Origin of the sequence: Bernardetia sp. Wsw4-3y2 (genome assembly GCF_037126295.1) — a bacterium.
Taxonomy (GTDB): domain Bacteria; phylum Bacteroidota; class Bacteroidia; order Cytophagales; family Bernardetiaceae; genus Bernardetia.
Genome location: NZ_CP147017.1, coordinates 1,725,748 through 1,737,391, shown reverse-complemented (window position 1 = coordinate 1,737,391; position 11,644 = coordinate 1,725,748). Strand labels below are relative to the sequence as shown.

9 protein-coding genes are annotated in these 11,644 nt (G+C 30.2%); 7 read left to right on the top strand and 2 right to left on the bottom strand.

Annotated elements, in window-relative coordinates:
• Positions 1–31: 31 nt before the first annotated feature.
• The 6 genes from V9L05_RS06870 to V9L05_RS06845 all read left to right on the top strand — a co-directional run bounded on the left by V9L05_RS06870 (position 32) and on the right by V9L05_RS06845 (position 9,035).
• Positions 32–2,236, top strand: coding sequence for a 7TM diverse intracellular signaling domain-containing protein (locus tag V9L05_RS06870; protein WP_338814904.1), 2,205 nt, complete (start codon positions 32–34; stop codon positions 2,234–2,236).
• Between the two features lie 172 nt (positions 2,237–2,408).
• A complete protein-coding gene (locus V9L05_RS06865) occupies positions 2,409–4,520 on the top strand; it encodes a 7TM diverse intracellular signaling domain-containing protein (RefSeq protein ID WP_338814903.1) in 2,112 nt (703 codons plus the stop codon).
• 98 nt (positions 4,521–4,618) lie between these two features.
• Complete coding sequence (locus V9L05_RS06860) at positions 4,619–6,808, top strand: 7TM diverse intracellular signaling domain-containing protein (protein WP_338814902.1); 2,190 nt, start codon at positions 4,619–4,621, stop codon at positions 6,806–6,808.
• A 26-nt stretch (positions 6,809–6,834) separates the two neighbouring features.
• On the top strand, positions 6,835–7,629 hold the full coding sequence (locus V9L05_RS06855) for an SDR family oxidoreductase (protein ID WP_338793938.1): 795 nt from the start codon (positions 6,835–6,837) through the stop codon (positions 7,627–7,629).
• Between the two features lie 328 nt (positions 7,630–7,957).
• Entirely contained in the window at positions 7,958–8,353 is a 396-nt protein-coding gene (locus V9L05_RS06850) for an MmcQ/YjbR family DNA-binding protein (RefSeq protein ID WP_338814901.1), read from the top strand.
• 241 nt (positions 8,354–8,594) lie between these two features.
• A complete protein-coding gene (locus V9L05_RS06845) occupies positions 8,595–9,035 on the top strand; it encodes a hypothetical protein (RefSeq protein ID WP_338814900.1) in 441 nt (146 codons plus the stop codon).
• Positions 9,036–9,199: 164 nt separating this feature from the next.
• Here V9L05_RS06845 and V9L05_RS06840 read toward each other — a convergent pair whose 3' ends face one another.
• Positions 9,200–9,499 (bottom strand): antibiotic biosynthesis monooxygenase family protein, encoded by a 300-nt coding sequence (locus tag V9L05_RS06840; protein ID WP_338814899.1) that lies wholly within the window; start codon positions 9,497–9,499, stop codon positions 9,200–9,202.
• 185 nt (positions 9,500–9,684) lie between these two features.
• Here V9L05_RS06840 and V9L05_RS06835 point away from each other — a divergent pair, with 185 nt between their 5' ends.
• On the top strand, positions 9,685–10,536 hold the full coding sequence (locus tag V9L05_RS06835) for a metal ABC transporter permease (RefSeq protein ID WP_338814898.1): 852 nt from the start codon (positions 9,685–9,687) through the stop codon (positions 10,534–10,536).
• 291 nt (positions 10,537–10,827) lie between these two features.
• On the opposite strand, the gene V9L05_RS06830 is transcribed toward V9L05_RS06835, so the two are convergent.
• Complete coding sequence (locus V9L05_RS06830) at positions 10,828–11,595, bottom strand: CDP-alcohol phosphatidyltransferase family protein (RefSeq protein WP_338814897.1); 768 nt, start codon at positions 11,593–11,595, stop codon at positions 10,828–10,830.
• Between the last annotated feature and the right edge of the window lie 49 nt (positions 11,596–11,644).

Below are 11,644 nucleotides of genomic sequence, written 5' to 3'. Positions count from 1 at the left end.
TTAGCTACTTAACAAACCCATTACTACTGTTTTGAAGCAAGCTGTTTATAAAAATATCCAAGACTCTGCTCTTAAAAAAACGAATACTACTGTTTTTATAGTAGTGGTTGCTTTTTTATTTCTATCAAATTCAGTTTTTGCTCAGCTTATTCCTTCTGTTGTATTAAAGGATGCTGATAAAGAATATGTCATTACACATAAACTTGGTTTGTACGAAGAAGTAGTAGAAAATTCAAATAAAAAAGAAACAATAGAAACTATTCAAGCTAAAGAGTTTAAAATAGTGGGAAAAGATATTGTAACTCTAAATAAAGGAGCTCACATTATGTGGGTCAAAATACCTTTACAAAACAATTCTGAACTCAAAAAATGGTATTTAGAAATTGGAAACGGACTAGCTGACATCGATGTATTTATTCCAATAGAAAATAATACTACCAATTCCTTCAAAAAAACTTCTTTAGGTTTTTCACTGCCATTTGAAAAGCGATTTATTCAAACCAATGTATTTTTAATTCCTCTTGAATTACCTAAAAATCAGAAAAAAACAATCTATTTACGCATAGAAAGTGATTATTTTCAAGCTCCTTTTCGCATTGCTCCTATTGAATTTTATCTTGAAAGGGATCATAAAGTGGATTTAGCTGAGGGGATTTACTATGGTTTTGTGATTGTAATGGTATTATATAATTTATTTATTTTCTTTACAATTAAAGAAAAAGGATATTTATATTATTTAAGTTATTTATTGTTTCTTGGTTTGGCGATGTCGCAACTAAGAGGACATTTGTTTGAGTTTTTTCTATTTGATTTTCCTTTTCTAAATCACTATGCTCCTGTTATTCATTCTTTATCAGGAACATTTGCAAGTTTATTCTTGATAGACTTTCTAAATACAAAGAAGAATTCACGCTTTTTTCATATCACACTACATATTGTCTTAGCTACTTTTTTGTTAGGTTTACTAGTAAGTTTATTAGGCTTTAAACCTCTTGCATCACTTATCAACCAAATTGTTGCAGGTTTATCTACCATAAATGCTTTGGCTGCTGCTATTTTTATTTATTATAAAGGGTATAAACCAGCCAAATATATTATTGTAGGATGGACATTTTATTTAATAGGAACACTTTTATTTGTTTTAGCAGGAGCAGAGATAATTCCTTATAATGATGTTACTTCTAATGGCATTTTATTCGGTTCGGCAATAGAAATGATATTGCTTTCTGTAGCTTTAGCTGCTAAGATAGATTTTTATAAAAAAGGGCAAGAAAAACTGCAAGAAGAAGTTTTAGAGGCATCAGAAAGACATAGAGAACTTGTAGAGAATCAAAACAAAAAATTAGAAGAACGAGTAGTAGAACGTACAGAAGAATTGAATGTCGTTAATGAAGAACTTTCTGTAAATCTTGAGCGACTACACGAGCAAAACTTAGTCATTGAGAAAAAAAATCAAGATATTACTTCAAGTATAACCTATGCCAAGCGCATACAAGATGCTATGTTACCAAGTTTGGAAGAAATTAAAAGTGTTTTTTCTAACTCCTTTGTGTTTTTTAAACCTAAAGATATTGTTTCTGGAGATTTTTATTATTTCAAACAAGTTAATCAAAAAATAATTATTGGAGCTGTTGATTGTACAGGACATGGCGTTCCGGGGGCATTTATGTCTTTGATTGGAAATGATTTATTAAATGAAATTGTAGAGAATAAATCAGTTACTAAAGCATCCCATGTTTTAGATAAATTGAATCAAGGTGTTATAAAAGCATTGCGTCAAACAGATACACAGGTTAGAGATGGAATGGATGCAGCCATCTGTGTATATGATTTAGACACACAGATTTTGGAATATTCTGGAGCAAAAAATCCTCTTATTTATGTGGAAAATGGAGAGGTAAACATAATAAAGGCAGACAGACAGTCAATTGGAGGAAGTCTTATTAAGAATCAATTCAACAAAAAGCCATTTACAACACATACTATAGATTTGAAACAAAATCCAAACATAAGTTTTTATCTCTTTACAGATGGTTTTCAAGACCAATTTGGAGGAGAAAACGATAAGAAATTTACAACAAAGAGGTTCAGAAATACTTTATTAGAATGTTCTAGACTACCTTTCTCAGAACAAAAATATTTTTTAAAAAATACACTTACAGATTGGATGGGAAATAAAACTCAACAAATTGATGACATACTAATATTTGGTTTTAAACCTTCACAAATGAATTAATTATTTTTGGATATGAGTATGAATTTTTGATTTAATTTATACAATTATTTTTAGTAAATTACCTTTTACACTACTTATATATTAGCTACTTTCTACTACCATTATCTTGCAACAATTTTATTATACAAGTATTTTTTATTTCACAAAAAAATATATTACTAACTTCATAGTAATGATTATTTTGTTGTGCTTTTCCAACCCTGCTTTTGCTCAATCGGTCTCTACTACTTTTTTAGCAGATTCTACTCAATCTTATATAATTACAGATAAAATAGGCGTTTTTAGAGAGGAAAATCAACAAGAAAAAACTATTGAGTCTATACAAGAAATTGATTTTATAGTTGAAGGAAAGGAAATAATTACTGTCAATAATGATAAAAATGGCTTTTGGTTGAAAATTCCTATTCAAAACAAAACTCTTCTTAAAGAATGGTATTTAGAAATAGGTAGTGGACATGGAGATTTAGAATTTTATATTCCTGAAACAAATAACTCTATAAAAACCTATCGGAAGATATTACTTGCAGAAAAAATACCCTTCTCAGAACGTTTGATACAAACAGATAGATTTTTACTGCCTTTATTTTTACTACAAAATCAGTCCATGACTATTTTTGTACGTGGAGAAAGTAATTATTTTCAAGCTCCTGTTCGTATTGCTCCTTTAAAATATTACTTTGAAAGAGATCATAAAGCAGATATAGCAGAGGGAGTTTATTATGGCTTTGTGATAGTGATGTTTTTGTACAATCTATTTGTCTTTTTTACTTTGAGAGAACGAGGTTACCTTTATTATGTAGGTTATCTGCTTTTCTTTGGTCTTGCAATGGCTCAAATTAGAGGTCATGGTTTTGAGTTTTTATGGTTTAGTTTTCCTCTTATAAATAATTACGCTCCACTTTTTTATGTTTTTGGGGGAATTTGTGCCAGTTTATTTTTGATAGATTTTCTTCATACTCAAAAGAACTCACGCTTTTTTCACATCACTTTACATATTACTATTTATGCATTTGCATTAGCTGGTGTAGCAAGTATTTTAGGTTTCAAAAATATTGCTTCTTATATCAATCAAGTTGTTGGAGCAATATCTACTCTAAATTCATTAGCTGCTGCTATCTATGTCTATTATACTGGATATAAACCTGCAAAATATATTATAGTGGCTTGGTCTGGATATTTATTAGGTATTCTTGTTTTTGTTTTGGCAGGAGTAGATATTATTCCCTACAATACATTCACTTCTAGTGGCATCTTACTAGGCTCAGCAGTAGAAATGATACTGCTTTCGGTTGCTTTAGCTGCAAGAATAGAATTTTATAAAAAAGGTAGAGAAGAACTACAAGCCAAAATGTTAAAAACCTCGGAAGAGCACCGAGAGTTTGTCGAAACACAAAACAAACGATTAGAAGAACGAGTAGTTGAGCGCACAGAAGAGTTGAATGTAGTCAATGAAGAGCTTTCAGTAAACCTTGAACGTTTGCACGAACAGAATGTTGTTATTGAGAAAAAGAACCAAGATATTACGGCTAGTATCAATTATGCAAAGCGCATACAAGATGCAATGCTACCAAGTTTGGAAGAAATAGCAAGTATTTTTCCTAACTTTTTTGTGTTTTTTGAGCCTAGAGATATTGTTTCTGGAGACTTTTATTATTTCAAACAAATCAATCAGAAAGTAATTGTAGGTGCAATAGATTGTACAGGTCATGGCGTTCCAGGGGCTTTTATGTCTTTAATTGGAAATGATTTATTAAATGAAATTGTAGAGAATAAATCTGTTACTCAAGCCTCTCATATTTTGGACAAATTAGACGAAGGAATCACAAAAGTATTGCGTCAGACAGATACTCAAGTACGGGATGGAATGGATGCAGCTTTTTGTGTTTATGACATAGAAACTCAGGTTATGGAATATGCAGGAGCAAGAAACCCTCTTATTTATATTGAAAATGAAGAAGTAAAAATCATAAAAGCAGACAGACAATCTATTGGTGGAAATCTTATCAAAAATCAGTTCAATAAAAAATATTTTACCAATCATATTTTAAATACACATGAGACGACTAGTTTCTATTTATTTACAGATGGCTTCCAAGACCAGTTTGGAGGAAAAGAGGATAAAAAGTTTACTACTAAGAGGTTTAGAAATGTTTTAGTAGAAGTATCAAAACTACCTTTCTCACAACAACAAGAATTTTTAAAAAACACACTCAAAAACTGGATGGGTTATACCAACCGACAGATTGATGATATTTTAGTATTTGGATTTAAACTAGGAAAATAATAAAATTGAAGCTATAAGCTAAAGTGCTTTTGTACATTTTTTTTAGTAAATTAGCTGCTTACAAACCCACTCTTACTACTACTTATAATATCATATAATTGAAAAATATTTATTCTAAATACAATATAAAATTTGTTTTAAATAAAAAAACAAATAATTCTATTTTAGTATTTATACTAATATCTTTTTTTATATGTTTCTTTAACTCTGCTTTTTCTCAGGAAATTTCTACTGTAGACTTAGATAATGAAACAAAATTCTACTCAATAGCCAACAGAATCGGAATTTTTAAAGAAAATCCAGATAAAAAAGAAAATATAGAAACTATACAAAATGTATATTTTGAGCAAGAAATAAATAAATTTATTAATCTTAATGGAAAAAATCAAAAAATTTGGCTCAAAATACCTCTAAAAAATAAAACAGATTTAGAAAAATGGTATTTTGAAATAGGAAGTGGAAGAGCCAAAATAAATATTTTTATCCCACAAGCTGACCAAGCATATAAAAAAATAGAACTGGGATATAACAAGCCTTTCAAAGAAAGAATCCTCCAAACTGACCGTTTCCTAATTCCCCTTCAACTAGAAAAAGAAGAATTACAAACCCTATTTGTAAGTATAGAGAGTCATTATTTTCAAGCTCCTATCCATGTTGCGCCTTGGGAATATTATTTTGAGAGAGACCACAAAGTAGATTTAGCTGAAGGAATGTATTATGGTTTTATTTTGGTTATGTTTCTTTATAATCTCTTTCTCTACTTTACACTAAAAGAAAAAGGATATTTATATTATATTATCTACCTACTTACTCTAGGCTTAGGTATTGCTCAGTTGAGAGGACACAGTTTTGAGTTTTTATGGGGAAATCATCCTTGGGTAAATGATTATGACCCTATTATTTATTCTGTATCAAGCATTTTTGCGAATTTATTTTTTATAGATTTTCTTCATACAAAACGTAATGCTATAGTATTTCATCGCATAATACAAGGGTTGATAGTCTGTTTTATTTTCATAATTTTTGTTGTTCTTTTTGGTTATAAAGCATTGGGTTCTTCTATGAATCAAGCTGCTCTTGGATTTTCGTGTCTAAATGGTCTTCTGGTTGCTATTTTTATCTATTATAAAGGATATAAACCTGCCCAATATATGATTGTAGCTTGGTCATCTTATCTAATAGGATTATTTATTTTTATATTAGCAGGAGCAGGAATAATTGATTATAACGATTTTACTTCTAGTGGTCTTTTGATTGGTTCTGCAATAGAAGTGGTTGTTCTTTCTGTAGCATTGGCTGCCAAAATAGATTTCTACAAAAAAAATCAGGCAGAGTTACAAGCAAAAATGTTAAAAACATCTGAAGAACACAGAGTATTTGTAGAGACACAAAATAAACGATTAGAAGACCGAGTTGTCGAACGCACAGAAGAATTAAATGTAGTCAATGAAGAGCTTTCAGTAAATCTTGAACGATTACATGAGCAAAATATAGTCATTGAGAAAAAAAATCAAGACATTACAGCTAGTATAACTTATGCAAAACGAATACAAGATGCAATGCTTCCTAGTTTAGAAGAAATTACAACTGTTTTTCCCAATTCTTTTGTGTTTTTTGAGCCTAGAGATATTGTTTCAGGAGATTTTTATTATTTCAAACAAGTTAATAAAAAGGTAATTATTGGAGCTATTGATTGTACAGGTCATGGCGTTCCAGGGGCTTTTATGTCTTTGATTGGAAATGATTTACTCAATGAAATAGTAGAATCAAAATCAGTTACAAAGGCATCTCATATTTTAGATAGATTAGATGAAGGAATTACAAAAGTTCTTCGCCAAACAGATACTAGAATACGTGATGGAATGGATGCAGCTTTTTGTGTCTATGATTTGGAAACTCAAGTCATGGAATATGCAGGAGCAAGAAATCCTCTTATTTATATAGAAAATGGTGAACTAAAAACTATAAAGGCAGACAGACAATCTATTGGAGGAAATCTTATCAAAAATCAATTCAATAAAAAATCATTTACTAACCATACATTAGATTTTACACAGAAAATAAGTTTTTATTTATTTACAGATGGCTTTCAAGATCAGTTTGGAGGAGCAAAAGATAAAAAGTATACTACAAAAAGATTTAGAGAAACACTCTTAGAAGCCTCAAAACAACCTTTTTTAGAACAACAAGAGTTTTTAAGGCTTACACTCAAAAATTGGATGGGTTATACAAACCGACAAATTGACGACATCTTAGTATTTGGGTTTGAAATAGACAAAACGAATTAAGAAATAATTAAAATATACACAAACACATGCTCTTAGATTTAACAGGAAAAATAGCTTTAGTGGCAGGAAGTACTCAAGGAATTGGACTTGCAACAGCTCAACTCTTTGCACAAAGTGGTGCAACAGTAATTCTTTTGGCAAGAAATGAAGAAAAATTAAAGGAAGTTATTATAGAACTTTCAATACCAAAAAATCAAAAACATGGTTATTTAGTAGCTGATTTTTCTTCTCCCAAAACGTTACAAGATGTTTTGAGTGATGCTCATAAAGCAGGAACTTTTGAAGGCGCACATATTTTAGTCAATAATACAGGAGGTCCTCCTCCAAACAAAGCACATGAAGCCTCTTTACAGTCTTTCAGAGATGCTTTTGAACAACATCTTATTTGTAATCAAATATTAGTGCAAGCTCTTTTTCCATTTATGAAAAAAGAAGAGTTTGGAAGAATTATCAATGTTATTTCTACAAGTGTAAAACAACCGATTGATAACTTAGGGGTTTCTAATACAATACGTGCAGCCGTCGCAAATTGGGCAAAAACTCTTTCTTTTGAATTAGCTCAATATGGAATTACAGTAAATAATGTTCTTCCAGGCATGACTTCTACTTCAAGATTAGATGCAATTGTTAAGAATAAATCTAAAACAGCCAATATTTCAGAAGACGAAGCCATTCATCAATTAAAATCAACTATCCCAGCTTATCGTTTTGCTGAAGCTGAAGAGATTGCAAATGCTATTTTATTTTTAGCATCAGATAAAGCAAGTTATGTAAATGGAATTAACTTGCCTGTTGATGGGGGAAGAACAAGAAACTTATAGAAAATCTTTAGAACTCAATTTTAAGAACTGTTTAAAATTTTAAACAAAAAAGGCTGTTCCCAATTGGGAACAGCTTTTTGCTTCCTCTTTCTGCTTAATTGTCTATCTTAAGTATCTTAAAAATAGTTATATTGTAATAATTGAAAATCTACAATAAACTATAAAAAATTGTTTAGTTAGCTTTGCAACTAAAAACAATAGTTATACTATCAAATTTAGTATAAATACTATTATTTTGCAAGTTTTGTTTTATTTTTTATAAAAAAAAAGTAGCTATTTTTATAAATTCTAAAAAAAATAAAATTAATTCACCAAAAATCAATATGTTATGGATATAGAATCATTTAGAGATTTTTGTCTTTCCTTTCCTGCTGTGACAGAAAGTTTGCCATTTGGAGAAGATACTCTAGTTTTTAAGGTAGAAGGAAAAATGTTTGCACTCATCAGTCTCAATAAACCTGATGGTTTTAATGTAAAGTGTGACCCTGAAAAAGCTATAGAATTACGAGAAAAATATGACTGTATTAAAGCTGGTTATCACATGAATAAGAAACATTGGAATACAATTTATTTTGGAGGAATAAATACAGAATTCGAAACTTTACTTACAGAAAAACAGCTCAAACATTGGATTCGTCATTCTTATGAACTCGTTGTTAGTAAGCTACCCAAAAAGATTAGAGTAGTAGTACAAGTTGAGTTGGAAAAAATAGATCCGAATTAAAGAGGGTAAAATAGGCTATAAAATGAACAATCTGTTACTAAAGTAAGAAAGAGTTGAGAATCTTAATAAAATCAGAAATACTGACAACTATTTGTTCACTATGTCCGTATATAGACACAAGATTTCACAACAACTACTAAATATTCCAATTACTTTTAAACAGTCAAAACTCTAATAATCAAATTGTTAGATAAATATTCTTTCTATTCTATTCAATAACTTATCTATTAATTCCTTAAATATGTTTAGCTCTACACAACCTGTTTTATCCATAACTACTACTGATATTTCTTCACTTGTAGGAGTTGTGTTTGAGTTTTTTGCTAACCCAAATGAAAGCAATCTTTCACTTATCAAAAAGAACATAAAAAACCTATCAGAGATAAATAATTCTGTTGAAAAATTAAAAAATTGGGCTTGGCAACATGCTGACTTAGAGTATGCACAAAAACAATTTTATAAGACACAAGAAGTAGAAAAAGCAGTAGAAACTACCTATAATTCATTAGGTGTCTTGATGAAAAGTAATATTTCAGAACCAATACAGGATTTTCTTCAACATTTTGAAGAGTTACTCAAAAATTTACAATCATATCGCTCTATTTTAGAAAATGATTTGAAAAATGAGGAAATCCAAAAAGAACTCAAAATACTTACTAATCGTAAACTCAATATTGCATAAGGAACAATTACGAATGTAACTTTTTAATTCTAATGAGTTAAAAATAGTAGTTTATTAATTTCCTAAAAAGGAATAGCATTTTAAATGCTGTTCCTTTTTTTATGTATTTTTATTCTCTCTTGGTGTTGTTGGTGTGTCACCAACGACTTCCAGTATTTTGTATTTTATTCCACTAAAACCTTCTGAAAAGAAGAAAAAGCAACAGGTTTATCAGAAAACCATTGTTTTGTAGTCTTCCAAACTTTTCCAAATAGCTCTGATTTTCTATAATTATTTAGTTTCTCTTCACTTTCCCAATGGCTGTATGTAAGAAAAATACATGGATTATGAGCATCTTGCCATAATTCTAAATGTTTACACCCCTCAAAATGACGGATTTTTGTTTTGTTTTCTTCAAAATTATCAATAAAATCTTGAATATGTTTTTCTTCAAAAGTCATTCTGACGACACGTAATAAGTTCATTTTATAATTAGTTTAAGTATTGATTATAAAGTAATAAAGACTTTATTTTGAATTTGTTTTAGATTTGTCTAACTTTTTGGGTTAGAATTATCTTTATATAATTACTGTTCATTATGTAGCTCGCTCTTTAGAGAGAGAAAAGTATAATACAAATTTACTTATTTTAGTTTTAGTAAGATTTTTAAATGAATGATTTTCAAATAATATTAGTTGGCATTTTGGTTGCCATTAGTTGTGCTATTTTAGGATGTTTTTTGGTTTTACGCAAAATGGCAATGGTAGGCGATGCCATTTCTCATGCTGTTTTACCAGGGATTGTAATTGCTTTTTTGGTTGTTCAGCGTTTCGATTCTATTTTTATGCTTATTGGTGCTGCTATTTTGGGTGTCTTTACAACACTTTTGATTGAGTTTTTGCACAAACAAGGAAAACTCCAAACAGATGCTTCCATTGGCGTTTCCTTTACATCACTTTTTGCTTTGGGGGTAATTCTTATTTCAGTTTTTGCCAGTAAAGTTGATTTAGATGCCGAATGTGTGCTTTTTGGTGAAATTGCGTATGTCCCTCTACACGTTTGGCGTATAGATTTAGGCGATGGTGCAATACTGAATTTGGGTGCAAAGGCTGCTTGGTGGATTGGGTCGGTACTTCTAATTATCCTGTTTTTTGTAACTGTTTTCTATAAAGAAATGCTCCTCACAACCTTTGACCCAGCTTTTGCTTCTGCTATCGGTATCAATGTTTGGGTTTGGCATTATTCACTAATGAGTTTGGTTTCTTTGGCTACCGTTGCAGCTTTTGAGTCTGTGGGAGCTGTTTTGGTGCTTTCATTTTTGGTTGTTCCTCCTGCAACAGCTTATTTATTGACTACCAATTTCAAAAAAATGCTTTTTCTATCCTGTTTTATTGGAATAATTGTGGCTATTTTGGGCTATTATACGGCTGCTTTTCTGAATACTTCCATTGCAGGTTCGATGACAAGTGTGGCAGGTGTTATTTTTGCACTTGTTTTTGTGTTTGTTCGGATTAAGAAATAATAATAAATGAGGGTTCTTCTTTAGTATTGGACTGATAATAGTATATCTTCATATTTTCTTCTATCAGGTTCTAGAAGAAGTGAAAAGTGTTTTGTTAGGCTATCCCTTCTGACCAACTTATATAACATTTGTCAACTTCTTAGTTAAGAAATAAATCAGTTTTTTTTACTACACATTTCTTGAAGGTGGTATTACACAAAGTATGATTTTTTTTAAGCATTTTAGAATAGAAAAGCGACATCAACAACCAAATAACTTATCATACTTTTTACAACACCACCCTATTTTTAATTATTTTTTCTCAATCAATTTATCTTCATCAGTTACTTTTACAGAAATTATATTATTAATCACAGAAAGCACAACATAAAGTAAAATTATTAAAGGAATTCCCAAATACTGCAAGAAAATCAATAAAAGAACACTTGAAAGAAGGAAAATATAACGAATTTCATTTCCTTTGAAGGCAAAAGATTTAAACTTTAATGCAAAAAGTGGAAGTTCTGCCACCAAAAGCAAACTCATCACAATAGCCAAAACAACTAATAAAATAGGATTTAAAATAATGGCAGAATACGTTGGATTTTGCAGTAAAATAAGAGGAATCGAACCAATCAAAATAGCATTTGCAGGTGTAGGAACACCAATAAACGAATCTGACTGACGAGTATCAACATTAAATTTAGCTAAACGCAAAGCCGAAAAAATAGCAATCAGGAGCGCAATATAAGGTAAATAAGAATCCATTGCAGTAGGAATTTGTCCTTCTACTAAATCTTGAGATACCTTTTCTAAACTTGCCGAAATCATGAGTTGATACAAAATAAAAGCAGGCAAAACACCAAAAGTTACACAATCAGCTAGAGAATCTAATTCTTTTCCGATGGGCGAACTGACTTTCAACATTCTTGCTACAAAACCATCTAAAAAATCAAAAATAGCAGCAATTCCGATACAATAAGCAGCAATATCAAGTGAGTTTTTGAAGCTAAAAATAATACCGATGCAACCAAAAAATAAGTTGCAGCACGTTAAAAAGTTAGGAATATGTTTTTTCATTCGGATAGTTTTTTGTTTACTTGTACGACAAACTGCCTAGTCTGTTTTT

Bases quoted from the DNA above. Each gene is read 5' to 3' on its own strand.
- V9L05_RS06865 (WP_338814903.1), top strand. From the start codon at position 2,409: ATGATTATTTTGTTGTGCTTTTCCAACCCTGCTTTTGCTCAATCGGTC.
- V9L05_RS06855 (WP_338793938.1), top strand. From the start codon at position 6,835: ATGCTCTTAGATTTAACAGGAAAAATAGCTTTAGTGGCAGGAAGTACT.
- V9L05_RS06850 (WP_338814901.1), top strand. From the start codon at position 7,958: ATGGATATAGAATCATTTAGAGATTTTTGTCTTTCCTTTCCTGCTGTG.
- V9L05_RS06845 (WP_338814900.1), top strand. From the start codon at position 8,595: ATGTTTAGCTCTACACAACCTGTTTTATCCATAACTACTACTGATATT.
- V9L05_RS06840 (WP_338814899.1), bottom strand. From the start codon at position 9,499: ATGAACTTATTACGTGTCGTCAGAATGACTTTTGAAGAAAAACATATT.
- V9L05_RS06835 (WP_338814898.1), top strand. From the start codon at position 9,685: ATGAATGATTTTCAAATAATATTAGTTGGCATTTTGGTTGCCATTAGT.
- V9L05_RS06830 (WP_338814897.1), bottom strand. From the start codon at position 11,595: ATGAAAAAACATATTCCTAACTTTTTAACGTGCTGCAACTTATTTTTT.